Genomic DNA, 26,295 nt, shown 5'->3' with positions numbered 1-26,295 from the left:
AAGTGATGAAGAAAATAAATACCTGTACCATAGAACATTCAAAAATAACCGTTGACGGAAATCTTATTTTTGAAAGCCCAAGCGAAACCTTTCAGGAATTTGCCAAAGAAGCTTATAAAAGTTTAGACCTCAGCTATCCAAAGTTTCATAAAATGGATAACCTGAGCAAGCTGGCTTTTCTTTCCGCCGAAACCATTTTGAAAGATGATGATCACAGCAGAACAGCCATTGTTTTTGCCAACAGATCTTCCAGTCTGGATACAGATTTCAAATATCAGGAAAGCATCAACGATCAGGATAATTTCTATCCGAGTCCTGCCGTTTTTGTGTATACTTTACCCAACATCTGTGTAGGAGAAATCAGCATTAAACACAAAATGCAGACAGAAAATGCTTTTTTCGTACTGGATGATTTTGATGAAGAATTTTTGAATGACTATTCTGAACAGATTCTTCTATCCGGAAAAGCCGACAAAGTATTGTGTGGCTGGGTGGAATTGTATCAGGAAAATTACAAAGCTTTTGTATATTTGCTCACATTATAATTTAACAATGTACCAATCTGATAATGTACCAATGCTAAAGGCAATAACAACTATTGGTAAACTGGTACATTGATATATTGTTACTTTAAAATAATATTTATGGAAAACTTAAAAACAGAATTGAAACACAAAATTATCGAAGTTCTTAACCTTGAAGATGTATCTGTAGAAGAAATCAAAGATACTGATCCATTGTTCGGAGGTGGATTAGGATTAGATTCTATCGATGCTTTGGAACTGATCGTTCTTCTTGATAAAGACTATGGAATAAAATTAGCAGATCCTAAAAAAGGAAAAGAGATTTTCCAATCTATCGATACGATGGCAAAATTCATCGAGGACAACAGAACAAAATAAATTAATATAAAAATCTAACAGTGTAACAATGTAGCAATTATTGGTAAATTATCCGATTGATACATTGTTACATTATTGAATACCATGAGTCAAAAAATTGCCATAACGGGAATGGGCATCATTTCCTCCATCGGAAACAATGTGGAGGAAAATTTTATTTCATTGCAATCCGGAAAACATGGAATTTCAGATATCGAAATGTTTGAAACCCGTCATGCCGGAGCCATTAAAACAGGTGAAATAAAATTATCCAATGAAGAACTTGTACAACAGCTTCAGCTTGATGAAGACAATAATGTAACAAGAACTTCTTTATTGGGAATGATTGCTACGAAAGAAGCTGTAGAAAGTGCAGGAATTTCAGATATCAATGGTTACAGAACCGGATTGATTTCTTCTACCAGTGTAGGCGGAATGGATATCACTGAAAAATACTTCTACTCTTACGAAGACTTCCCTGAAAAGCAAAAGTATATTGACGCACACGATGCCGGAAATTCCTCATTGGCGATTGCCGGTTATCTGGGATTAAAGGGTATGGTTTCTACCATCAGTACAGCCTGTTCATCAGCAGCCAATGCGATTATGATGGGAGCTAAACTGATTAAAAACGGAGTTTTGGATCGTGTGATTGTCGGAGGAACAGATTCTCTTTCAAAATTTACTTTGAATGGGTTCAATACCCTGATGATTCTTACAGATTCCTACAACACTCCTTTTGACAACAACAGAAAAGGACTGAATCTTGGGGAAGCTGCGGCTTTCTTGGTCCTTGAATCTGAAGAAATGGTCAAAAAAGAAAACAAAAAAGTTCTCGCTTATCTTTCCGGATATGGAAATGCCAATGATGCCCACCATCAGACTGCCTCCTCAGAAAATGGGCAGGGTGCATTTTTAGCGATGCAGCAAGCCCTGAAAATCTCCGGATTGGAAAAAGAAAATATAGATTATATCAATGTTCACGGAACGGCCACTCCCAATAATGATCTATCTGAGGGAATTGCCATGATCAGAATCTTCGGAGAAAACCGGGTTCCTGAATTCAGTTCTACAAAAGCATTTACAGGACATACTTTAGCTGCTGCAGCAGGAATTGAAGCTGTATTTTCAATTCTAGCCATGCAAAACAGTGTGATCTTCCCGAATCTGAATTTCAAAACAAAAATGGAAGAGTTTGACCTTACTCCTGTGACCGAACTGAAAAAGAAAAACATCAATCATGTGCTTTCCAATTCATTTGGGTTTGGAGGAAACTGTTCCACCTTAATCTTCTCAAAATCATGAGTGCAGTATACATCAACAGTGCATCCTGTATCTCTGTTCAGGACACTTTAAACGAAAATATTCTTCAGAACCTTACTCCTGAAAATTCTTCAAATATCATTAAGGCGATAGAACCTAATTACAAAGAGTTCATTCCGCCTGCGATGATCAGAAGAATGTCTAAAACAGTAAAAATGAGCTCTGTAGCATCTCATCATGCATTAAAGGAAGCTGGAATTGAAAAACCGGATGCCATTATCGTAGGAACCGGAATGGGCTGCTCACAGGATTCTGAAAAGTTCCTGAAAAACGTAATTGACAATCATGAAGAGTTCCTTACGCCTACCTTTTTCATCCAGTCTACCCATAATACGGTAGCAGGACAGATTGCTCTGGGATTACAATGTCATACGTATAACTTCACCTATGTAAACACTTCTTCTTCACTGGAGTTCTCCTTACTGGATGCCCAGCTTCAGATCAATGACGGAGAAGCAGAAAATGTTCTGGTAGGTTCTACGGACGAACAGACAGACAGAACCATGGAACTTTACTGCTTAAATAATACGATCAAAAAAGAAGCAGATCTTCCTGCAGATTATTTACATTCCACTACCAACGGCGTGATCTGGGGTGAAGGGGCCAGCTTTTTTGTGATTGGAAAAGATAAGACCGAAAACTCTTATGCCAGGCTTAAGAATATCCATATCAGCAATACTGTTGAATTGAATGAAGTACAGAACTTTATACAAAATTTTTTAATTCAAAACAGTCTTTCAACTAGTGATATTGATGCGGTTATTTTGGGATTCAGTGGAGATGCACAATCAGATAGATATTATACACAAGCAATGGATCTGTTTCCGGATTCCGCACAGCTGTATTATAAACATTTGAGTGGAGAGTTTAATACAGCAAGTGGTTTTTCAACCTTTATAGCCTGTCATATCCTTAAGGAACAACAGATTCCGGAAGTAATGATGATCAATTCAGAAAAAAAGGAAAATATAAAGAATATACTTCTTTACAACCATCTGGCGGGTGATGATCATAGCCTGGTGTTATTGGAGAAGGCATAATTGTTGAAATTGAAAATTATACAGTCTATTTGTCATTCAGAGCGAAACGCAGTGAAGCGTGGAATCTAAACAAATTAAGTTAAATTAATTGTATTTATCCAGACTCCTACGGAGGGACAATGGCATACAATAAATATTATGCCCATAAAACTCATAATGACCAGTTCAAAATTAAAAAGCAATCAGCAATGAAACATTATCCCTTCATCCTGTTCTATCTTTTCTGTAACGTTTTTATTTATGCGTTCCACGGAAGCTTTTGGGTGTATCTGTTTTGTTTTTTTGCTTTTTCTGCAGTAGTTGTCTGGGGTTCTTTTGACATTGAGCTGGGATATTTTGTGAACAGTATTACCCACAAACGTACCAGAATGAAAGAAGTAGCTCTTACTTTTGATGACGGACCTACTGAATTTACCCCAAAATTTTTAGACCTGCTTAAAGAGCATCAGATAAAAGCAACCTTCTTCTGTATCGGAAAACAGATTGAAAAATACCCTGAGACGTTTCAGAGAATTATTGCAGAGGGACATACGATTGGAAATCATACATTATCACATTCTAATTCCACAGGGTTTTTATCGACTTCAAAAATGATTGAAGAGATTGAAAAATGTGATAAAGTCATGAAAATGTTGGGAAATATCAGCACCAGCCTCTACAGACCACCGTTCGGGGTGACGAATCCCAATATTGCGAAAGCAATTAAAAAAACGAATAAAGTAAGCATCGGTTGGAATGTCCGGTCGTTGGACACCATCATTGATGACGAAAAGAAAATCTACAACAGAGTGACAAAAGGCCTGAAAAATGGGAGTATTATTCTTCTTCACGACACTTCGGAAAAGACCTTTCGGGTGCTGGCCAATTTATTAGTATTTTTGAGGGATAAAAAATATTCAACCTTTACTGTTGATACAGTGATAAATTCAAATAGAAATGATTAAAAATATTGCTTTCGGAGTATTCTTACTGGTTTCAGGATTCTTTTTTGCGCAAAATACCGCAATGTCAGGAGCTGAAGCCAAAGCATTTGTATCGAAGGTTTCTTCTGATACGAAAGGAATTAAAACGTTGCAGAGTGATTTTACCCAGACCAAAAAAATGGATTTTCTGGATAAAAGCATTGTTACCTATGGGAAAATGTCTTTGCAGACGCCCAATATGCTAAGCTGGAAGTATACAAAGCCTTATCAGTACAGCATTGTTTTTAAAAGTAATAAAATCTTCATCAACGATCAGGGGAAAAAATCTTCTGTGGATGCGAAGAGCAAAACCTTTGAAAAAATCAATAAACTTATTGTTGGAAGTTCGAACGGAACCATGTTCAATGATCCGGAGTTCAGCGTAACCTATTTTAAGAACGGAAATTACAATGTGGCGAAGTTTATCCCAAAAACTTATCAGCTGCTGAAATATATTAAACAGATCGAACTGTTTTTCCCAAAGAACCAGTCGACAGTTTCACAGGTCAATATGACGGAGGCTTCCGGAGATACTACAAATATTGTTTTCAAAAATACCAAGATCAATGCTTCAATTCCTGCGTCAGAGTTTACTTTATAGCCTGATTCTGATCCTGGCGGTTTCCTGTAAAACGTATCAGTTAACAGAAGCAAAACCTGTCTCTTCTTCTGAAAAGATGGTTGAAAATTTATACTTTTCTTCTACCGAAGATTATGTATACAAATGCCAGATGGACATTTATAAAAACCATGTAAGCGGTATTCTGATCATCAAAAGACTGAATGAAACAACACATCGTGTTGCTTTAACTTCTGATTTCGGGAATAAACTGATAGATTTTGAAGTCTCTAATCATGATTTCAAGCTGAATTACGTACTTCCTGATCTGGATAAAAAAATAGTCATCAATTTCCTGAAAAATGACTTTCAACAGCTTCTGAAAAGAAGATATCCGGTTAATGAAAGTTTTGAAAATGAAAATGCTAAAATCTATCTTTCAAAAATCGAGAATAAAAGCTATTATCTGTTTTTCAACAAAGAAAATAATTTGCTGAAGCAGATTATCTATACGAAAAACAACAAGGAAAAAATCGATTTTACTTTTGATGCAAAAAAACCTATCTTCGCGGACAGCTTAAACCTGCAGCACAAGGACTTTAAGATCAACATAAAACTATTTCAAATAACCGAAACAGAGTAATTTCCGCCCTCAAATCTATGGATATATCTATTTTTTTGGAAAGAAATTGATTATACTTTAATCTTAAAAAAATAAGATCATGCAAACGATTCTTACAGACTTTTATACTTTAACATCATACAATAAAGCAGAAGACGGAAAGTTTACTGCTCATATTCATCTTAATAAAGACCACGATATTTTTAAAGGACATTTCCCTGGAAATCCCGTGACTCCCGGTGTTTGTATGATGCAGATCATTAAAGAACTTACTGAGGAACTGACGGGTTCAAAATTATTCCTGAAAACCGCTTCGAATGTAAAGTTCATGGCCATTATCAATCCTTTTGAAACACCTGATCTGGTACTTCAGCTTGATATTACTGAAAATGAAGACGATGTTAAAGTAAAAAACACAACTTCTTTTGGCGAGACTATTGCATTGAAATTGTCTGTAAGCTATAAAAAAATATCATCATGAAACTAATCTTATCATTCATAGCAGCATTTGTTTTTTTCTTTCAATCTGACCTTGAAACGTTGAGAAACAGCTATGCTAAGGCCAACGAATCCACTACCAATACTGCCAGTTTTATTGAAACCGCTGAAAAACAATCCGGCTCTGACGCTGTAACTGTCGGATATAAAGCGGCAGCAAAGATTATGGAGGCAAAAATTGCCAAAAGCAATAGAAAAGCTCTGGTAAAGACAGGCGCTACAAGTCTTGAAGGCATTATTAAAAGTAATCCTAACAATGCAGAACTTCGTCTGATCAGAATGAGTGTTCAGGAAAATATTCCGAAGATCGTAGGATACCGCGGGAGCCTGAAGGATGATAAAGCTTTCCTGCTGAATAATTACAGCAAACAGAATACAGCTCTGAAGGGCTATATCAAAAGGTTTGCAATGCAATCTAAAACCATGACAGAGGCGGAAAGAGCCACTTTAAAATAAAAAAATGTTGCTTGCTGAAGTACAAAATGCTATTTCTGAAAAGAAGATATGCGTTTTAATCCCTACCTACAATAATGAAAAAACTCTGAAAAGGGTTATTGACGGTGTTCTCAACTACACCGGAAGTATTATTGTGGTTGATGATGGTTCTACAGATTCCACGCCTCAGATTCTTGCTCAATATCCTCAGATCACTGTAATTTCCTTACCGGAGAATAAAGGGAAAGGAAACGGCCTAAAAACAGGTTTCAGAGCAGCAAAGAAATCAGGATATGATTACGCCATCACCATTGATTCGGATGGGCAGCATTACCCGGATGATATTCCGGTATTTGTAGAAGCTCTTCTTCAGGAAAAAGAAGATGTTCTTCTGATCGGAAACAGAAATATGTCTCAGGATGGCATTCCTAAGAAAAGCAGTTTCGGAAACCGTTTTTCCAATTTCTGGTTTTGGTTTGAAACCGGTATCAGGCTTGAAGATACACAGTCCGGCTACAGGCTTTATCCTTTGCATAAAATTCCAAAGAAATATTTTACCCCTAAGTTTGAATTTGAGATCGAAATCATTGTAAGAACCGCCTGGCGACATGTTCCGGTAAAAAATGTTCCGATCAAGGTTTTATATGATCCGGCGGAGCGGGTTTCCCATTTCAGACCTTTCAAAGATTTTACAAGAATCAGTATTCTAAACACCATACTGGTGACCATCACTTTATTTTATATTATTCCGAGAAATTTCGTGAATAATTTCAAAAAAAAAAGCTTTAAAAGATTCATCCAGGAAGATGTCTTAGAAAGTGACGGAAGTAACCGAGCAAAAGCATTTTCCATAGCTTTGGGAGTGTTTATAGGGCTTTCTCCTTTCTGGGGATTTCAGACACTTCTGGTGATCAGTTTATCTGTACTTTTTAAGCTTAATAAAGTCCTTGCATTTGTAGCTTCCAATGTGAGTCTTCCTCCTTTTATTCCTTTTATTATTGCAGCTTCATTATTTTTAGGAGCACCATTTGTAAGTGGAAACAGCGATATTCTAAGTCAGGATTTAAATTTCGAACTGATCAAGAACAATCTTCTGCAATATGTGATTGGCAGCTTTATCTTAAGCACTACACTTTCGGCCATTGCAGGAATAAGCTCTTTTCTGTTTCTGAATAAGGTAAGCCCGGAAAACAATTAAAAAAGCCCGGAACAAAGTTCCAGGCTCATCACAATTAGTTATTATAAATTCCTATTTGGAAACAATAATCTTTTGAGAGTAATCAATTGACTCATTGCTCACTTTCACAATATAAGCTCCATTGATTAATTGTTCTGCATTGATTGTGTTTTGCTTATTAAGGTTGATATTTTCCTTAGAAATCAGTTTCCCTGTAAAATCATAGATAGAAACGGTAGTAATTCCGGATAACTTCAGACCGGAAGGAGTTTTTATTGTAAATTCATTTCTTACAGGATTCGGATAGATTGATATTCCTTTAGAATCATTAATTTCTTTTACAGCCAATGCAGCACATTCTGCAGGAACTGTAAAGTCTTCTACCTGGTCACTCATTTCCGGCAAAGGTTGATTAGCACCAAATGCCAGACCATTAAGAGCTCCGGCAGAAGCATTTACTCCTAATCCTCTTTTTGCAAATGTAGTCCAGATCATACATTTATTTTGTCCTCCGGTGGATGCCTGGTCAGCCGCAAGAATAGCATCTCTACCCTGTACAAAGGTAGGATTACAAGGCTGCAATTTAAGTGCATCCATTACCAGTTGTAAAACTTTTGCACTTCCGCTGTTAGGATCCGCCAGAACATTACTGTTGTACCCGTACTTATCTACATATTTCCAGTTAAGATCCCAAAGCATTGAAGCCCAGATAAATCCTATGCTATGGACATCCGGAACGGTAAGCGGTCCAAGAACTGCATTATTCGCATTCACTTTCATACCGTTAGTGCGTCCATAGGTATAATCATTGATAGTAAAATCAGGTGAATATTTTGCAGGTCTTATTCCTGATCCTGTAGTTCCCTGTCCTGAAACAAACGTACCTACGCCTCTTGCTATAGAAGAGGTATCACCTGGTCTTGTAGTCATCATCAGGGCAAAGAAATCCGACCATCCTTCTCCCATCTGCTCATTCGATGAAATATAAGATAAACATGAACTTCCTGTTCCCGTAAGGCGATTGGAAATACCATGCCCATACTCATGACTGATTACACCGTTATCCAAACTTGCATCTCTGTAAACAGCATCGGTTTTCAAAGTAGCATTTCCAACAATACCGTTATTTAAGTCATTCACAAGAAACTGACCTTCTGACATTCCCACCATAATGGTAGGAATTGTAATGGTAGCATCAGTTCCTCCCATTCCTACAGGAGTATTACTTGACGGATGGTATTGAATAACCCCTACAGCTCCGGCATTCTGTAAATTCTTTGTTTTAACAGCAAATCCACATCCTGCAGCATTCACTACTGCAATCTTTCCTGTAAGACTTCCGGCTGTAACTGCAGTACATGCATCAGCTGGAGTAGAAAGAGCTAGGTCTCCAGTCACAGGTGGATTCCCCATAATCTGAGGACCAAAATTCGCTGTAGTAGCTATTGGAGCTCTGGCTGTATAGGTTGATGGTGAATTATAATAAAGATATCTTATATTTCCGGCAGGTGAAAAAAGAAACATCTGCATTCTTCCGCTTGTTCCATCCGTACCCGGATTAAAGTTTGCATTGTTAAGACCGCTGCCATCCCTTGCCTCCGCAAGAACAGGATCATTACCTGTACCTCCGTTTCCAAAATTATTTACCTGATAATTCCTTGCTGATTCCGTAAATCCAAATTTATAAAATACATCGTGCATCTTATTGGAGTTATAGAATAAATTAGTTACCGCTGCAGAAGTATAAGTTGTGTGGGCAGCTGTTATATCTAAAGGAAAATCAAATGTTCTTGTTGCTCCTCCATCAGGAGAAAACTGAGGCAGATTACTGTTATTTTCGTCAGTATATGCAAATGCATTATTTCCTCTTGTTATGGTATAATGATTAGTGCCATCAGAATGCCATCCTTCCGGTGAAGCAGTCAGATCCCATGGATTTGTAAGCAATGTTCTCGCTCCAAAGGTAGGTGCTTCTGTAGGAAAAGCAAACACATTATAAGACGCATTATCCGGTAATAATATAAAATTTGTAGGATTCTTCAGGTTAGCAGCAGCTATATTAGCAGGTAAAGAGCTTTGAATATTCTGTACGAATGATTCTGACTCATGATGATACGCTTCATCATGGAAGCTACATGATAAAGTTGTATTTTCCTGGTATAAAATAGAACCATCCTCTGTACTTATAATAATATTCCATACGTTATCCGATCCTTTTTCTTCAATATACAACTGATATCCTAATATCAATTCTCCTCCTTTTGCAAAATAAACAGTGTTAATTGCTATCGGACTTTCTTTCCCGTCAATATTTTTTACAGAAGGTAATCCGTTCAGCTTTTCAATAGTGGATGCCACAAAAGCGTCTTTTTTACCAATTTCTTTTCCTTTAACAGCAGAAGGATAATTCTTAATAAAAGTATCTGCGAAGTTTAAAACTTTTCCATCTCTGATTAAAACGTTGGCAGAACTTCCGAAAACTGGAATGCCATTAATCGTTTGCTGTATTCCTACGACATCTCCCTTTAAGCTGTTTGAAGGATCTACATTAATTATTTTAAATGTTTTCAGCTCCGGACTTACTCTCTGAAATGATCCCTGGGCAGAATTGACATACTCCTTAATTGTTTGTTCATATTTTTGAGCAGATACTATACCTGCACCGAAAAGTGAACAAAACAATAACAGCTTAACACTAAGTCGAATTTTTTTCATTTTAGATTACTTTTTAACAAATATTAATAGATTATAACTAACAGTTAGTAGAAAATAAATTCAAAATGTTACATGTTCTAGAAATATTTATCTAAAAATATCACTTCAACCAAAATAGCATACTGTTTTATATCAATTTGTCAAAAAACCTTAACTCACCGCAGAATAAAATCTGTAATGTCTTTTAAAAACTGTTCATCCACTTTTCCTTTGATTTCATAATCTTTTGGAGAAGGCTTACCGGAGCCTGTAATGAATAAGTGGCTTAATGCCGGATAAAATTTAAAAACAGCCATTGTATCATTTTTCAATGTTGCTTTCCAAAGATTAAAATCTTTTTCAGTCACCTGATAATCTCTTCCTCCCTGTGCGAAAAACATCGGAGCTTTGATTTTTTTAACTTCGTTAAGCTGATTGTAATCCTTCAGATACTTCCAATATGCGGCAGACTGGCCCAAAGGAAGCTCTGATGAAGGAGAATGTAAGTTAAATTTGGATGAGTTTAAAAATTCAACCTGCTTTTTAATTTCCAGAACAGCTTCGGCTGTAACTTTAGCCGGATCCATCGTATGAAGATATTCATATTGCTCAACAAGAAGGTCTTGCAGCGGTCTTGCATTCCCGGCCATAAAAATATATTTTGAAACCTGTGCCTTTTCTGCAATTTTTGGTATCATATACGCTCCCTGGCTATGCCCAAGAATGATAATCTGGTATCCTTTGTAATCAGCATTATTTTTAAAATAAAGAGCTGCGTTTACAGCATCATTGATGGTCTCTTCTTCTACAGTAGACTTTTCCGTGAATGCTTCAGGGTGGGAATAGGTTCTTTTATCATATCGATAGGAAGCAATTCCGTTGTTTAAAAGATATTCTGCAATGTCTTTAAACGGCTTGTTTTCTCCAATGGTTTCATCTCTGTCATGAGGTCCGGAGCCGTGAACGAAAATAACCAATCTCTTTTTATTGTTGGAAGGTGGAATTAATAATGTTCCGTTCATCTCAATAGCATCACTTTTTATTTTCAGTGTGGTTTTCTCATCTCTTTTTTCAAATGTCTTGTGAGGAACCAAGAAGAAACCCAGCAATTTATTATTCTCACTGAAAGTAAGCTGAATATCCAGTTTTTCCTTTTCAAATTCAGAATAGTAATAATAGGTGTTTCCTTCGTTATTTACTTCAAGGATATTTTTCAGTCCTCCAATCTGCCCCTGAAGCTGCTGCGGAATCGCTTTAAGCTGATCCACCGGAATTTGTCCCGCTACGGAAGGATCAAAATAAGAATGTGCTTTTTCTATATTTTTGTCAACCAGCAGAGCTTTAATGAAAATATTTCCGATCTCTTTTCTATCCTGAGAAAAAGCTGGCAGAAAATACACGATAAAGAATAAGGTTAAAAGTTTTTTCATAATTAATTATTTAAAAACCACATCTGAAAATGAAAGTGGCGTCATCATGATGGTAACAAATATCGCAATTATTACCAAAGCCAGTTGTGTGATACGATATGTTTTTTCTCTTTCTTCTTCCTTCATTTCAAAGGTAAATTTTATTTTATCAGGTCTTCTGATAATCAACCAGATAAACACAAGAACAGCCAGATTCATCAATACGGGAAAGACAAGAAATATTTTACTCCCATAGCTGTCTTTCATACTTCCGTAACCGTGAATAATGATGTTGTCAGGTATTGAGCTGTACACGCTGCACAAATACACAGAATAACAGATGATTATAACAAAAGGAATACAGAACAGCAGTCTTATATATTTAGGGATCATTTCAGTTTCTTTAAAGTTTTCTTCAGGTATTTTTCTACATTCTTTCTATCCGGAACCGTCGTAATTTCTTTAGTCAGCGCTTTTTCAAACTCTATTTTTGCCTTTGAATATTCTTTTTTGCTAAAATAATACTTTCCTGATTGATAATAGACCAGCCAGAAATCGGGGTTCATAGCCTGATACGATGGGATAACATCATCTGTCAGCAGTGTATTTTTATCGTCAGCAGCCTCACTGATTTCTTTCCCGTACATTTTAGACAACTCATAGTTTTGAAATTCTTCAGAATCTGCAAATGGATCTCGTGGAATATTTAAGCCTGATTTTGAAAGGTCATCAGGCTGCAATCCTTTGTCTGAAAAGATTTTGTTCAGATCATAGCAAACAAATTCTCCCAGCTGATAAGGATTGGAAGAAACCCAAACCAGTTTTTTCTGTGGCGAAAATATAACAGCATGGTGTGCCAGTAGCTGATTGAGTGCTTTTTCATTACCGTAACCGATGCTTTCATCTTTTAAACCGGATCTGTTCCTTAAAATGGAAGCCATCTTTTCCGGTGTTATTTTCTTTTCTTCCTGCAAAAGCTCCTGAAGCCTTTCATAGCGGTATTCAGAATGGCTTTCCTCAATATGTTTCTGATTTCTTTTGTCGTCTTTATAAGCTTCCGACTGAAAATGATTGGTACAAAGAACTCTGCTGGTATTCTGCACGCTATATACACCGAAATTCTTAGGCGAAACTTCAATGATTACCGCATTTTTGTCTGCAGCGCTTCCCACCAGAATAGATTCAGAAACAAATACTTTTCTTTTTTTAGCAATCGCAATGGCTTCTTCTATAGTTTTAGCATACTGTAAAATCTCTCTTGTAACAAGGGAAATCGGAGTCTTTGCCGTTAAAGGAATTTTTGATTTTCCGGCATTAATGGTTACTGTAATTCCTTCCTTATTCATTCCTGAAACTACTCCAATCATTCCCGGCCAGCTTACCGACATGTAAGGAATTCCTTCATCGGGTTGCACAAATTCTACCAGCTTGTTTTTTGAAAAATCGTCTCCCACATAAAAGTCGAAATTTCTTCCGATTAGCAAATCTCCATCTTCCGTATTCTCATTCCATACAGCAAGAGAAGTACAGCCCACCATGGCCAGATCCTGCATCGCATGTCCGATATCATGAGCTCCGTGCAGATAAAGGCTTCTTAAATATTTAGGAGCAATAAAATCATACTGATCCGAGGAATATTGTGACAAACCATATAATTCTGCCTGATAATCTTCTCTTACATTGAGGTACATTTTTCTGTTATACCATTTTAAAAAGCCTCTTAATATCCTTTGTCTGAATTTTGAAGGGACAAAACTTTCCACTTTTGAAAAGAAAATGCTTTCCTGCTTCTGCATTAAGCTTTGTGTCAATGCTCCATTATTATACCCTAATTGTAAAGGATTTCCCTTAATATAAAGTTCCCAGAGCTGTTGTTTATTTTTGGTAAGATAATTCTGATTATAGCTGAAAGTGCTGTCGTTTATTCTGGTAATTTTTGGAACCTCCAGAGCATATTGCTTTACCTCAGGAATATGCCGGATAGATTTTGATATTCCGCAGGATATGAAGAAAAAACAAAGAGTGAGATAAAGAAAGGTTCTTTGAACGGAAGTATAAATGGTTTTAGTTTTTTTCACTTTAGTTTTTATTAATCATTTGTGTCAACCGCATGTCTATCGTTTCTTTTCCGATAATTTCAGCACAGGTGTTAAAAGCTCCGATCGTAACACCTAAGATACCATGCATATTCACGGATTGTCCGGTCAGAAAAAGATTGTCAATTTTAGTACGGGGAGAAACCATTGTTTTAAGGGGATTCTCTGAGCTTTTCATGTATCCGTACATATTTCCTTCGAAATTACCAATATAGTCCCTGTAAGACAAGGGAGAAGAAGTATAGAGTGTTTTAACAGCATGTCTTATATTGGGAATTTTCTTTTCCAGGGCATCAAGCATTTTTTCAGTCTTTTCAAGCTTAAACCTTTCATACGCTTCTCCTCTTTCATGCTCATCTGCAACGGTATTGAATGTATTTTCCCATTCTTTAACCTCATCAAAATCCATATAAGAAATCGCGGTAAGACTTTCCGCAAATTCAGGATGATGTTTTGAAGGCGTAGATGAAAGCATATAGGTTTCCGGCCATGTTTCTTTCCGGTATCGGAATGAATTCCAAACCTGTTCTTCAGAGGAGTAATGATATCTGTTATAATTAAAATTCGGAAGATAATGAGGCTTTAAAACCAGATAAATACTAAAACACGAAGAAACGGGCTTCCAGCTTAAAACCCTGTTCAGAAAGGATTTTTTCAGTCTTTCCTCGCCTATCAGTTTGATGGTGGAGCGTATTTCTATATTTGATATAAATTGTTTTGCCTCGTATTCTTTTCCTTCTTTTGTCCTGACGGAGGTCAATATATTATTTTCGTTAAAAACAAATTCAGAAACTTCCGAGTGTTTGTGTACCTCTGCTCCATATTCCCGTAGTTTTCTGATTAAAAGTTTAGAGATCTGGCTTCCTCCTTTCACACATTTGTAAGCACTTTGGATATAAGAATTTACCGTTAAGGCATGTACATAAAAGGGAACATTTTCAGAATCCCCGGCATATAAAAAGTTGGAACCCAGCAAAACCGACTGCAGTTTTTTATTCTGGGTAACAGACTCAATGAATCTTTTAGTATTGAGGTGCAGGATTTCTTCGTTGTAACTGTCCTTTCCTACTACATGATATCTTGGAAACTGACTGCATACATATTGAATTTCTTCACAGTAGTTTTCAAGGTTTTCTTTTTCTTCAGGGAAATATTTTGAAAGCTGTTCAACAAAATTCTCATAGCCCTGAGCATGCGGATACTCTATTTCATCATCGCCGAAACTGATTCTGTCATAGCCATCTTCATCCATCAGCTGAAGTTCAAGGTCATCCATGATTTCCAGATAGGAAAAAAAACGGTTCAGATTCTGCCCTTTGGATAAACCTCCCAGATAGTGGACTCCTGTATCGAAAATAAGCTTATTCCTTGAAAAAGTCTGAAGATTTCCGCCATATTGGTTATTTTTCTCGAGAACACATACTTTCAGACCTTCTTTCGCCAAAATAAGAGCCGAAACAAGACCTCCCAATCCACTGCCGATTACAAGTATGTCGTATGCTTTCTTCAAAAGAGAATGTGCTTTTAATAATTAAGAAACAGGGAATTTAAGATATTTAAAGTTTACTTTGGTAAAGTAAGCATAGAAACTTTATGGGTTCTCTTAAATCTCGGTAAATCTTAATGGTTTTTTAGTTTTTATTCGTTTTTACGGGATAAAAATAGAAAAATTAATCAACATCATCCCAAAAATCAAAATAATTAAACCATTGAAGCGGGTATTTTTTTACCATGGTTTCAAGATTTTGCACATAAGACTGTAGAAGTCCCTGTGAGTCACGGTTTTTGATATTCTGGGCCACTCTTGCATACAGATGGTAATGAAGATTATTCTCTTTCATCACATACACATAGACTACGGGAACGCCTAACCTTGAGGCGATCAAAAACGGACCGGCCGGAAATTTTGCACTTTTCCCCAACAGTTCTGCTTCAAGATATTTGGAACCTTCAAAATAACGGTCTCCGGTAAAGCAGATGAGTTCATTATTGGACAAAGCCTGATTGATCTCAAAGATATGAGACATGTCCTCCTTCACGTAAATAAACTTGATATTACTCTTTTTTACCGCAACACTTTCCAGATATTCCTTGATGACGGTCACTTCCTGATCTGTAGTCACCAGATTGATCTGGCAGTCAAAATCAATATCGGCAAAAAAGTGTTCCGCAATTTCAAAATTACCGATATGGGCACTGATCAGCACTCCTCCTTTTTTAGCGGCTAAAAGATTTCTGAGATTTTCAATACCGTCAAATTCGTAGGTATATTTTTCTCTGAGTCCGGCAGAAATCGCAGTTTTATCAATCAGAACTTTTCCGAAGGTAAAATAGCTTTTAAAGATGGAAGCTTTGGATTTCCAGTATCCATAGTTCAGTCTTTTCTGAAAATAATAAAGAATGTATTGATTGCTTTTCTTCTGAAACAGGGAATAATAAGCGGCTACAAAATACAGCACCCCATATGAACTTCTGATCCCGATATTTCTAATACACCAGACAAATATTCTGTATCCGAGTACTGTTCCTTTAGATTTACCTTTCCACTTGTTCATATCTAGAATTTAATATAACAGAGAGCCAATGTAATAATACCCTTTTGAAGTGTCCGTTACCGGATCACTGTGATATTGTTACATTGGCACATTTTATAGAATAAAGATTTACTCAATAACTACGCGTTTTTTTCAGCAATCTTATTTTCAATGGTTGTATAGAAATCATCAAATGTTACCATTTTTTTGAAATCTGCTTCTCCTAATTTCACCCCGAAATTGGATTCAATCACGACTACCATGTCGATATAATCTAAGCTGTCTAAGCCCAGTGTATTTTTAAGGTTGGCATCGTTACTGATTTCGTCTCCGTCTACCTCGAATTCGTTGACAAGAAAATCATTAACAATAGCAACAATTTTTTCCCTTTCCATGTTTTTAATCAAATTTTTTAACTATTAGTGCAGAATTGGTTCCCCCAAACCCAAAAGAATTCGACAAAAATACATCAATTTTTTGATTTTTTGTTTTTGCGACTAAATTTATCTTTTGTGCTTCATTATCAGGGTTTTCCAGATTGATATTGGGAGCCACAAAATCGTTCTGCATCATCAGAATGGAGTAGATCACTTCACTTGCACCTGCCATCCAGCACTCGTGTCCGGTCATGGATTTGGTAGAACTTACCGGAACTTCACTGCCGAAAATCTCATAGATGGCTTTCGCTTCGTTGGCATCACCAATTGGAGTAGAAGTTGCGTGAGCATTGATATAATCGATGTCTGAAGCTTTTAATCCTGACTGTTTTAAGGCTCTGTCCATTGCCAAAGCCGGCCCGTCTACATTAGGAGTTGAAATATGACCTCCGTTGGAAGAAAAACCATACCCGATAATTTCAGCAATAATCGGAGCGCCTCTTCTTTGGGCAGATTCCAAGCTTTCAACAATCAGACTGGCTGCTCCGCCACTTGGAATCAATCCGTCTCTTTCTGCATCGAAAGGTCTGGATGCTTTAGCAGGCTCATCTTCTCTGACTGAGAATACTCCCAATCCGTCAAAGCTCGCCATGGAATATTTGTTGGTTTCCTGAGCACCACCACAGATAATCATATCCTGAAAACCATTTTTGATCATCATATAAGCCAGTCCCAAAGAATGGGAACCGCTTGCACATGCTGCACTGATGGTAAGATTAATCCCTTTCAGCTTAAAAATAGTTGAAAGGTTCATCGTTACTGTTGAGTTCATTGATTTGAAGATCGCTCCCGATCCCATCAATGTCGTATCTTTCTTTTCCCTTGCAATATCGATAGATTCTACGACTGCCTGGGAAACACTGTCATTTCCGTACAAGATCCCCACTTCATGAGCATCTAAGAATTCTTCATCCAGATTCGCCTGTTTTAAAGCATCCAGGGTAGCAAGATAAGCATATTCACTTTCTTCTCCCATACTGACACGCTGGCGTCTGTTTAAAAGATTTTTCAGATCAGGCTTTGGAACTACTCCTGTAAGGCCAGACCTGAAACCAAATTCTTTTCTGTCCTGATCTAAAACAATACCGGATTTTCCTTGATATAGGGATTCCCTGACCTCTTCTAAAGACGTCCCGATGCAGGAATAAATTCCCATTCCGGTAATTACAACCCTATTTTCCATTTGTTTATATTGAATTTAACAATGTATCAGTCTAGTAATGTAACAATCTTTTCATTGATATCAATCAACATTGGTACACCGGTACATTGGTATATTATTAGATTATTATGAGTAAATTCCTCCGTTAATATTTATCACTTCTCCTGTTATGTAGGAAGATTTTTTAGATGCTAAAAATGCGACAAGATCTGCCACTTCTTCTGCTTCTCCGAATCTGTTGGCAGGAATCATTGCTTTAAGCTCATCTTCATTAAACTCCTGGGTCATATCCGTTTTGATGAACCCCGGTGCAACGGCATTTACCGTAACATTTCTTTTGGCAACTTCCTGTGCAAGGGCTTTTGTAGCACCTACTAAAGCTCCTTTCGCAGCAGAATAATTCGTCTGCCCGGCAGTTCCTTTTACTCCGGATACAGAAACCATATTGATGATTCTTCCGTATTTGTTACGAAGCAGCTTTTGAATAAAGAAATTGGTCACATTGAAGAATCCGTCCAGACTTGTATTGATCACACTGTTCCAGTCTTCCTTCTGCATCCACATAAAAAGACCGTCTCTTGTGATTCCGGCATTATTGACGATCACTTCTACCACGGCATCAGGATTTTTCTCCTGCCACTCCGTTAAAACAGCTTGTGTTTCTTCGGTGTTTCCTACATCAAATTTAAGAATTTCTCCGGTAGCGCCCAATTCTTCCACTTTAGCCAACGTTTCTTTGGCTGCCGTTTCATTTGAAGCGTAGTTGATAAGGATGTGATAGTTTTTCTCTTCTGCCAGTTTTATACAGATTGCCCTCCCGATTCCTCTGGAGCCACCTGTTACAATTGCACATTTCATGCGTTAGTGTTTATATCGTTTTTAGTTTTTTAAGTTGATGCTGGAAGCCTTTTTTAAAAGACAATTGATGCCAACCAATAGTTACATTCCTTTCAGATATTTCTTTACTTCCTCCAAATACGGATACATAACCATATCATCTGAAAAAGCAGGAATAATTTTTCTGATATCATCATACAGTTCTTTTGTAGAGGATGAAACCTTATCCTGAAATCCAAGATATTCAACCGCCTGAATGATAGTAATTGCTTCAATGGCCAAAACTTCAAAAGCATTTTCAATGACTTTTCTGCAAATCACCGCAGCATTTGTTCCCATACTAACGATATCCTGGTTATCGTTATTGTTTGGAATACTGTGAACATACATAGAGTTTGACAGCATCTGGCTTTCTGCCGTAGTAGAAGTTGCCGTAAACTGTACTCCCTGCATCCCAAAATTGAAACCTAATTTACCTAAATTGACAAAAGGAGGCAAAATTTCATTGATTTTGGCATTCAGAAGGTAGTTTAATTGTCTTTCTGCAAGCATGGTAAGTTTGGTTACCACAATTTTAAGCTTGTCCATTTCCAAAGAGATATAATCTCCATGGAAGTTTCCTCCGTGATACACATGCTGATCTTCAACGTTGATAATTGGGTTGTCATTCGCTGAATTGATCTCATTTTCAAGAACTTTCTCCGTATATTCCAACGTATCCAATACCGGACCTAAGATTTGAGGAACACATCGTAAAGAATAATATTCCTGAACTTTTTCCTTGAATACTTTTTCCTGCTCTTCAAAATGAGTATAAAGATGCTCTTCTCTTTTTCTGATCAGTTTACTGTCTGCCAGATGAGCACGCATTCTTTCTGCCACTTTCTGCTGCCCGTAATGTCTTTTGGTTCCGTTCAACGCCTCTGACAGGTGATCATCATAAGCCTGTACAATTTCATTGATAGCACAAGAAAGTCTGAGAGAAATATCTGTAAGCTGATTCGCTTTATAGGCATTTACAATACCGATTCCGGACATTACGGAAGTTCCGTTCATCAAAGCAAGACCTTCACGGATTTCAACTTTTATCGGTTCTAAGACTTCAGTTTCAAAAACCTCTTTGGTAGATTTTCGTTCTCCATTGTAAAAAACTTCTCCTTCTCCAATCAATACCAGAGCCAGGTGAGCCAGCTGGACAAGGTCACCACTTGCTCCTACTCCTCCATGTTCAAAAATCAGTGGAGTAATATCTCTGTTGATCAGTTCCTGAAGAAGATAGATAACAGACTGGTGCACTCCTGAATTCCCTAATGATAATGTATTCAATCTTGCCAGCATACATGCTTTTACTTCTTCCGCAGGTAAAGGATTTCCAATTCCTGAAGAATGGCTTCTGATCAGGTTATACTGAAGCTGGTGGGTGTCTTCATCACTGATTTTAAACTGAGCCATGGGCCCAAAACCGGTGTTCACACCATATATTACTTTATTTTTTGAAAACTCTTTTAAAAACTGAAAACTTTTATCCACTCTTGATAAAAGTGATTCATCCAGTTCTATTTTTTCATTCTCAATGATAATTTTTTGAAAGTCTTTCAGTTCTAAAAAGTTATTTATTTTCATCAATTAAAAGTAATAGTTGATAATTTTGTAAAATATTAATTATTTGTCACTAATTTTGCGGCAAAGATAAAAGTTATTATTAAAATAAAAAATCAAAGATGAGCAAAGAATTTGTTGACGTTCTTGTAATCGGAGCCGGACCCTCCGGATGCGTGTCTTCTTCGTACCTGAAGAACAATAACGTCAGCGTAAAAGTAGTTGAAAAAACAAAATTCCCCAGACTCGTAGTTGGAGAAAGCTTAATTCCAAGGGTAATGGACCACTTTGAGGAGGCCGGACTTTTCCCTGCATTAGACAAAATGGGCTTTGAAAAAAAGCTTGGGGCTCGTTTCCTCCGTGGTGAGGAAGTCTGCATTTTTGATTTCAGCAACAAATTCGGGGAAGGCTGGGACTGGACCTGGCAGGTTCCAAGAGCTGATTTTGATAATACGCTTGCTCAGGAAGTCATTAACAAAGGAATTGATCTTGAGTTTGAAACTGAAGTGATAGATATCAAATTTGACGGAACAGATTCTATAACTACGGTAAGAAACAAGGATGGAGAAACAAAAGAGATCCATGCTAAGTTTGTTATCGATTCCAGTGGATACGGAAGAGTACTGCCTCGCCTGCTTGATCTTGAAAAACCTTCAAAACTGTCCCCTCACTCTGCCATTTTCTCTCATGTAAACGATATCAACAGAGAACCTGGAGAGGAAGGAACTTTGATTTCTTTTGACATTATTGAAACCGAAGTATGGCTTTGGGTAATTCCTTTTTCCAACGGAAACACAAGTTTAGGAATTGTAGGCCCTACTGAATATATCGACAAATTATCTGAAAACGGAGATACGACGGAAGCTTTAAGAAAAGCGATCTCTCTTTCTGAATATTACGTAAAACGTTTTGGAAATGTAGATTTCCTTTTTGAACCTAAACATCTGAAAGATTATTCATGTTCGGTTAAAAGTTTATTCGGAGACGGATTTGCTTTAACAGGAAATGCTTCAGAATTCCTTGATCCGGTATTTTCTTCAGGAATGGCTTTTGCCACAGAATCCGGAATGCTGGCCGCCAAACTCGCGTTAAGACAATTAAACGGAGAAAAAATCGATTGGCAGAAAGAATATACAGATTATATTTTATACGGAGTAGATGTTTTCACCACCTATGTAAAAGAATGGTATACCGGAAATCTTCAGGAGCTATTCTTCCATCAGCCGGAAAATCCGGACGTCAAGAAAAAGATCTGTGCTGTTTTAGCAGGCTATGTCTGGAATAAAGACAATCCTTTTGTGAGAAAGCACGATACTGTAATTAAAAACCTTGCGAACCTGATCAAGCTGGAAAAACAGGAGCAGCAAAATCAAGCATAATAAAAACGGTCTGAATTTTTTCAGACCGTTTTTGCTTATTTTATAATTTCTTTAATTTTTTTCCCCAGATCTTTTCCAGTTTGTTCATATGCTCCAGCAATTCTTCCATATTCCATTACAAAATCCTTATTTTGTGGTTTTCCAAGAATTTTATCTCCTTTTAGCTTCATCACCACATTTGACGTATTATCTGTTTCTACGAAAACCAGGTCTGAGGTTAATTTAGCTTCCTGCCCTATCAATCCACCATGCCATCCTGCATAAATCCATTTTGCATCAACAATTAGTGTATACTTAGCATGAGTATCTTTTTTGAAGGCAATCTTTTTAGACTTTCTGTTGATTCCTTTCAGAAAATAATCCAAATATTCCGTATTTTTAAATGTTTCCCATGCTCTGATCCATTTTCCCCAGGCCTCTTCACTCTTTTTAGCTATGGTTTCAGTTTTTCTTCTCTCAAGATACTGAGCTTCAGTATAATTTTCTACCTGAAAAGCGACATTTTCAAATTTCACCTGAACATTTACCTCAGTCTGATCTTTTAAAAAATCAAAATTTCCGGATTCAACTTTAATTTGATTTTGGGCAAAAGCTACCACTCCAATTGCCATGAACAGCAATAACAATAATTTTCTCATATTTTTTAAATTAGTTTTTATTTAAGCGCCCAAATATATTTACTTTTATTGATAAGTAACAGAAAAAAACAGTCTGAAAGTTCAGACCGTTTTGTACAAAATTATTTCAATTTATCTTCTTTCTTTATCTTATCATCTTCTGCCATCATTTTTGTATGATCTTCTGTCATTTTTGTATGTTCCCGTATCAGTTCTTCATCCTCTTTCATCATTCGATCATGATCAGCTTTCAACTGATTGATGTCAAAATTTTCAGTTGCATGCTTTTTCTCCAGTTCATCATGTTTTTTTATAATTTCAGAATGCCTGATAAGCAGGTCTGCATGCTGCTGCAGAATATCCTTATGCAAAGCCTCAATTTTGTTATGCTCACTGGTAGCAGGTTCATTCTGCAGGTGATGAATACTGGTAAAAGCAGCATGTTCTTTTTCCATTACCGAATGAGCTGCTTCTAATTTGCTATGATCAGATTTCAATTTAGCATGTGCTGCCGAGAGTTCTTTTTCAAGTTCATTACCTTGTTTTTTACAGGATACTAATGCAAGGCCTATAGTTAAGCCAGCCATCAGAATTAATTTTTTTTTCATTTTTTTATGTTTAATTCCCGTAAAATTACTCAATAAGACTCTAAATAACGGATTTTCGTAAAAAAGACATTTTATTGATCTAGTAAGAAAAAATCCGGCTAATTTAAGCCGGAATAAGTGTAAAATAAAAAGAATAATATTAATTTTTAAGAAAAGCAGATCAGCGTAAATCAATAAAATTAATCGGTTTTCTGCTGTTTGGATTAAAAACTGCTTTAGAAAGAATATCAAAATCGATGATTTCAATTTTAGGACTTACTCTCAATTTTGCACGGAAGTGGTCTCTTACTTCATTGACAAACCCTTCATGATCTGCTTCTGTACTAAGTTTAATGATAATCTCATCAAGTCCGATTTCGTTGGCATGAATCACAATCTGGTAGCATAAGATATTATTAAAATCATTTAAAATATCATTCATAGCAGGAGGATACAGCGTTGTCCCTTTGTATTTGATCATCTGCTGCTTTCTTCCTACAACAGGTCCTAATCTCATTGTATTTCTTCCACACTTGCATGGCTCATAGTGGGCTTTTACAAGATCTCCGGTTTTAAACCTCAACAAAGGAATGGCTTCCACTCCCAAAGTCGTAATCGTAAGTTCTCCGCTTTCTCCTTTTTTTACAGGATTTCCTTCATCATCCAGAATTTCTGTAATAATCAGTTCCGGATGGTGATGTCCTCCGATCTGGAATTCACATTCTGTAAAGGCAGTGCTCATTTCGGTAGAAGCATAGGTGGAAAAGAGTTTGATGTCCCATTTTTCTTTGATTTTCTGTGAAAGAATATTGTCTGTAAAATCCTGATTTTTGATACTTTCTCCAATGCAAACAGCACCGTAAACACCTGAATTTTTATAATCCAGTCCATGTTTTTCGGCATAATCAATCATTTTCAACAGAAAAGAAGGAACGGTGATCAGATATCTGGGTTTGTATCTGAAGATAGAATCCCATTGCAGTTCAGGAATTCCCGGTCCCATTCTTACTACGCTTGCCCCCATTTTTCTTAAACCAAGAAAATAAGCAAGCCCAGCCATAAACCTTTTATCTATGGTGGTAATCATCTGCACAACATCTCCTTTCTGAATTCCTGCACAGGCAAAAGATATCGCTTCATTGTACGCAAGCCTTTCCAGATCACTGTCGGACAATCCGAAAGTCACCGGATCTCCCAATGTTCCGGAAGTGGTGCTGTAATCCACAATTTTATGCGGTGGTATGCAGAAAAAATCATGATTGTACTGCTGAAGATCATTCTTTGTGGTGGTAGGAATCTTCTGAAGATCTTCCAAAGTACGAATATCCTCAATAGTAATATTATTTTCGTTGAACAGTTTCTGATAAAACGGCGAATGAGTTTCAAGATAGATCAAAAGTTCACGAAGTTTTTCTTCCTGAAACAATTTGATTTCCTGAATCCCTGCTTTCTCGATTGACGGATGAAATTCCAATGATTTTAATTTTTAAAAAGCAAATTTATCTAATTAAAATTAAAAGATTTAAGTATTAAAAGATGAATTATCTCTTAAACGTAAAAGTTTGTGTATTGGTATTACCGGCGGTATTGATTGTGGTTACTTTTAAAGTATGGGAACCTGATCCTTTCGGGCATTTTTCATCAAAAGTGTAGACAAAATTGTCTTTTACTCTTGCAAACCTCAGCCATTTACCATCCAGTTCGGCACGAAATGAAATAATATCTCCCACTTTCGTTGTTCCCTTTAAAAGTAATGAACTGCTATTAACCAATGCTCCTTCTGCCCAGCCTGATGAAACGGATGGAAGATTATTGTCAATCACCAATTTCGCCGTACCCAATCTGTTGAATTTCCCTTCTGCCCAGTCACTATTCCATTTTGCTTTTACAAAATCTTTATCACTTCCGTAATCAAGAACAATAACTGTCTTATCTTTTTCTGTATTGGTTAATTTTCTATTCGGTTTTATTTTCAAGGTATATTCATCCTGAACGGGAATGTATGGACTATGCAAAACAATGGTATTTGAAACAGCATTCGGATCTGTATCCGGTTTTTCATAGGCATTGAAATTTACGGCATCATACATGGCATTTTTACTGAAAGCAATCTCTGTATTTTCTGTGGTAATGGTTTTCGCTTCGTTAGCCATTATTGTTTTTCCCGTAGAAGATATTTTATCTGAAGTTTTATTTAACTGGAGTTTTGTTGTTAAGCGGCTTGTATTTCCTTTGACGTCTTTCAGAACAATCTCAATGGTATGAACATTTTCATCCTGAAATTTGATAATCCCACTTAAGTTTGGAAGACTATAATTCTGAAGATGCATTCCTGGTAAATCGGATAGGTGCTGAATTCCCATTTTATCCCTGATGAATTTGGTATAGTCTATACAGCCGTTGATATATCGCGTGTCATCATAGTGGATTTTATCAGTTTTAAAACTATAAATCAGCTTACCGTCCATCAAGAGTTCTGCCTGATAAACTCCAAGATTAAATCCTTTATTCGCTTTATCTACAGCTTTAATGCCCAAACTTATCTCCGGAGAACTCACCTGAACAAGATTAGACGTATAAGTATTTCCGGCTTTTTTTACGGCAATACTATTCGCTCCGGGTTCATACGTACTGAAACGGCGGTCATACCAATACAATCCGCTAATAATCGGGGCAATATTATCAGGAATGGCAAACCCAAAAAGTAACGGATTTAAGCATTCCTCTGTTTTGGTATCTCTTATTTCAAAATGAAGATGCGGGCCAGCAGATCCTCCGGTATTTCCACTCAATGCAATCTGTTGTCCTTTCTCCACAGGAAACTGTCCGGGTTGAAAAGTGATATCCTGCTCCCACTTTTCGTCTTTATATTGTTTTTCCTTTACATATTCATCCAGTTTACTGAAGTATTTATTCAGGTGGGCATATACTGTGGTATAACCGTTGGGATGAGTGATGTACACTGCATTTCCAAATCCATAACGCTCTACTTTTATTCTGCTCACATAACCTTCTGCGGCTGCAAGAACCGATAAATTTTCCTGGCTATTTGTTCTTAAATCCAGTCCCATATGAAAGTGATTAGTCCTGATAGCTCCAAAATTGGCAGCCAGCTGCATGGGAATGTTGAGTGGATTCCTGAAATAATTTTGTGGATAATTATTTTGAGCCTGAGTGATGATACTGCTAATTAAACAAATCATAAATATCAGTTGGGGAAAGATTTTCATACAGCATTTGAGTTTATAGATCTACTTAAATGTACAAAATTTCGGCCAATCCGTGCTTCGTACTCTAGCCAATCTTCGAATCAATTTTGTTTTTCCCACCCCATATTTCCCCTGCTGAGTGAAACGCCTTTGCGACCGATCTTACATTATCCATACATCTTTGTGAACTTTGCGCAATCATTAGGTTTTGGCTAAAGCCGTAGGATTTATTTTTATT

General features: G+C 36.8%; 25 protein-coding genes. 11 read left to right on the top strand and 14 right to left on the bottom strand.

What is annotated here, in order from left to right; translation table 11 throughout:
- Positions 1–5 precede the first annotated feature (5 nt).
- The 10 genes from AC5YGI_RS09880 to AC5YGI_RS09835 all read left to right on the top strand — a co-directional run bounded on the left by AC5YGI_RS09880 (position 6) and on the right by AC5YGI_RS09835 (position 7,518).
- A complete protein-coding gene (locus AC5YGI_RS09880) occupies positions 6–545 on the top strand; it encodes a 3-oxoacyl-ACP synthase (RefSeq protein WP_330744100.1) in 540 nt (179 codons plus the stop codon).
- A 99-nt stretch (positions 546–644) separates the two neighbouring features.
- Positions 645–902 (top strand): phosphopantetheine-binding protein, encoded by a 258-nt coding sequence (locus tag AC5YGI_RS09875; RefSeq protein WP_034692439.1) that lies wholly within the window; start codon positions 645–647, stop codon positions 900–902.
- An 84-nt stretch (positions 903–986) separates the two neighbouring features.
- Positions 987–2,186 carry a beta-ketoacyl-[acyl-carrier-protein] synthase family protein gene (locus AC5YGI_RS09870; protein ID WP_496168144.1) on the top strand — a complete coding sequence of 400 codons (1,200 nt, stop codon included), beginning with the start codon at positions 987–989 and terminating at the stop codon, positions 2,184–2,186.
- Complete coding sequence (locus AC5YGI_RS09865) at positions 2,183–3,244, top strand: beta-ketoacyl synthase N-terminal-like domain-containing protein (protein ID WP_496168142.1); 1,062 nt, start codon at positions 2,183–2,185, stop codon at positions 3,242–3,244. The genes AC5YGI_RS09870 and AC5YGI_RS09865 overlap by 4 nt, the downstream gene beginning before the upstream one ends.
- A gap of 188 nt (positions 3,245–3,432) precedes the next feature.
- Positions 3,433–4,188 (top strand): polysaccharide deacetylase family protein, encoded by a 756-nt coding sequence (locus tag AC5YGI_RS09860; RefSeq protein ID WP_330744121.1) that lies wholly within the window; start codon positions 3,433–3,435, stop codon positions 4,186–4,188.
- Complete coding sequence (gene lolA2 / locus AC5YGI_RS09855) at positions 4,181–4,807, top strand: flexirubin biosynthesis/transport protein LolA2 (protein WP_496168140.1); 627 nt, start codon at positions 4,181–4,183, stop codon at positions 4,805–4,807. The genes AC5YGI_RS09860 and lolA2 overlap by 8 nt, the downstream gene beginning before the upstream one ends.
- The gene (lolB2, locus tag AC5YGI_RS09850; protein ID WP_330744125.1) at positions 4,773–5,408 is read left to right on the top strand and encodes a flexirubin biosynthesis protein LolB2; all 636 of its coding nucleotides are present in this window, start codon (positions 4,773–4,775) and stop codon (positions 5,406–5,408) included. Before lolA2 ends, lolB2 begins: the two co-directional genes overlap by 35 nt.
- Positions 5,409–5,487: 79 nt before the next feature.
- Positions 5,488–5,868 (top strand): ApeI family dehydratase, encoded by a 381-nt coding sequence (locus AC5YGI_RS09845; protein WP_330744127.1) that lies wholly within the window; start codon positions 5,488–5,490, stop codon positions 5,866–5,868.
- The gene (locus AC5YGI_RS09840) at positions 5,865–6,341 is read left to right on the top strand and encodes a hypothetical protein (RefSeq protein ID WP_202839882.1); all 477 of its coding nucleotides are present in this window, start codon (positions 5,865–5,867) and stop codon (positions 6,339–6,341) included. Before AC5YGI_RS09845 ends, AC5YGI_RS09840 begins: the two co-directional genes overlap by 4 nt.
- A 4-nt stretch (positions 6,342–6,345) precedes the next feature.
- Complete coding sequence (locus AC5YGI_RS09835) at positions 6,346–7,518, top strand: DUF2062 domain-containing protein (RefSeq protein ID WP_496168137.1); 1,173 nt, start codon at positions 6,346–6,348, stop codon at positions 7,516–7,518.
- Between the two features lie 51 nt (positions 7,519–7,569).
- Here the strand turns inward: AC5YGI_RS09835 and AC5YGI_RS09830 are convergent, their stop codons facing one another.
- The 10 genes from AC5YGI_RS09830 to flxA all read right to left on the bottom strand — a co-directional run bounded on the left by AC5YGI_RS09830 (position 7,570) and on the right by flxA (position 20,289).
- The gene (locus AC5YGI_RS09830) at positions 7,570–10,212 is read right to left on the bottom strand and encodes a T9SS-dependent M36 family metallopeptidase (RefSeq protein ID WP_496168135.1); all 2,643 of its coding nucleotides are present in this window, start codon (positions 10,210–10,212) and stop codon (positions 7,570–7,572) included.
- Positions 10,213–10,367: 155 nt separating this feature from the next.
- On the bottom strand, positions 10,368–11,621 hold the full coding sequence (locus AC5YGI_RS09825; RefSeq protein ID WP_496168133.1) for an alpha/beta hydrolase: 1,254 nt from the start codon (positions 11,619–11,621) through the stop codon (positions 10,368–10,370).
- Positions 11,622–11,627: 6 nt separating this feature from the next.
- Positions 11,628–11,993, bottom strand: coding sequence for a hypothetical protein (locus AC5YGI_RS09820; RefSeq protein ID WP_330744139.1), 366 nt, complete (start codon positions 11,991–11,993; stop codon positions 11,628–11,630).
- Complete coding sequence (locus AC5YGI_RS09815; RefSeq protein WP_496168131.1) at positions 11,990–13,678, bottom strand: C45 family autoproteolytic acyltransferase/hydrolase; 1,689 nt, start codon at positions 13,676–13,678, stop codon at positions 11,990–11,992. The genes AC5YGI_RS09820 and AC5YGI_RS09815 overlap by 4 nt, the downstream gene beginning before the upstream one ends.
- Before the next feature lies 1 nt (position 13,679).
- Positions 13,680–15,206 (bottom strand): phytoene desaturase family protein, encoded by a 1,527-nt coding sequence (locus tag AC5YGI_RS09810; RefSeq protein WP_496168129.1) that lies wholly within the window; start codon positions 15,204–15,206, stop codon positions 13,680–13,682.
- A 160-nt stretch (positions 15,207–15,366) separates the two neighbouring features.
- Positions 15,367–16,251 (bottom strand): lysophospholipid acyltransferase family protein, encoded by an 885-nt coding sequence (locus tag AC5YGI_RS09805; RefSeq protein WP_120233215.1) that lies wholly within the window; start codon positions 16,249–16,251, stop codon positions 15,367–15,369.
- Positions 16,252–16,370: 119 nt separating this feature from the next.
- Positions 16,371–16,625 (bottom strand): acyl carrier protein, encoded by a 255-nt coding sequence (locus AC5YGI_RS09800; RefSeq protein WP_047377388.1) that lies wholly within the window; start codon positions 16,623–16,625, stop codon positions 16,371–16,373.
- A 4-nt stretch (positions 16,626–16,629) separates the two neighbouring features.
- Positions 16,630–17,850 carry a beta-ketoacyl-[acyl-carrier-protein] synthase family protein gene (locus AC5YGI_RS09795; protein WP_496168127.1) on the bottom strand — a complete coding sequence of 407 codons (1,221 nt, stop codon included), beginning with the start codon at positions 17,848–17,850 and terminating at the stop codon, positions 16,630–16,632.
- A 105-nt stretch (positions 17,851–17,955) separates the two neighbouring features.
- Positions 17,956–18,687, bottom strand: a complete 732-nt coding sequence (gene flxB, locus AC5YGI_RS09790) for a flexirubin biosynthesis SDR family reductase FlxB (protein ID WP_227942606.1) — start codon at positions 18,685–18,687, stop codon at positions 17,956–17,958.
- An 81-nt stretch (positions 18,688–18,768) separates the two neighbouring features.
- On the bottom strand, positions 18,769–20,289 hold the full coding sequence (gene flxA / locus AC5YGI_RS09785; protein ID WP_496168124.1) for a flexirubin biosynthesis tyrosine ammonia-lyase FlxA: 1,521 nt from the start codon (positions 20,287–20,289) through the stop codon (positions 18,769–18,771).
- 98 nt (positions 20,290–20,387) lie between these two features.
- Here flxA and AC5YGI_RS09780 point away from each other — a divergent pair, with 98 nt between their 5' ends.
- Entirely contained in the window at positions 20,388–21,644 is a 1,257-nt protein-coding gene (locus AC5YGI_RS09780) for an NAD(P)/FAD-dependent oxidoreductase (protein ID WP_114821690.1), read from the top strand.
- 35 nt (positions 21,645–21,679) lie between these two features.
- Here the strand turns inward: AC5YGI_RS09780 and AC5YGI_RS09775 are convergent, their stop codons facing one another.
- From AC5YGI_RS09775 to AC5YGI_RS09760, 4 genes are all read right to left on the bottom strand, one after another.
- Entirely contained in the window at positions 21,680–22,282 is a 603-nt protein-coding gene (locus AC5YGI_RS09775) for a hypothetical protein (protein WP_496168122.1), read from the bottom strand.
- A gap of 101 nt (positions 22,283–22,383) precedes the next feature.
- The gene (locus AC5YGI_RS09770; protein WP_496168120.1) at positions 22,384–22,869 is read right to left on the bottom strand and encodes a hypothetical protein; all 486 of its coding nucleotides are present in this window, start codon (positions 22,867–22,869) and stop codon (positions 22,384–22,386) included.
- A gap of 160 nt (positions 22,870–23,029) precedes the next feature.
- Positions 23,030–24,322 carry a flexirubin biosynthesis putative acyl-CoA ligase FlxY gene (gene flxY / locus AC5YGI_RS09765; protein WP_496168118.1) on the bottom strand — a complete coding sequence of 431 codons (1,293 nt, stop codon included), beginning with the start codon at positions 24,320–24,322 and terminating at the stop codon, positions 23,030–23,032.
- Positions 24,323–24,389: 67 nt separating this feature from the next.
- On the bottom strand, positions 24,390–26,051 hold the full coding sequence (locus AC5YGI_RS09760) for a M23 family metallopeptidase (RefSeq protein ID WP_496168116.1): 1,662 nt from the start codon (positions 26,049–26,051) through the stop codon (positions 24,390–24,392).
- Positions 26,052–26,295: the final 244 nt, after the last annotated feature.

This window comes from Chryseobacterium sp. CS3K3.1, assembly GCF_059515165.1.
This window is presented reverse-complemented; position numbering and strand designations above follow the sequence as displayed.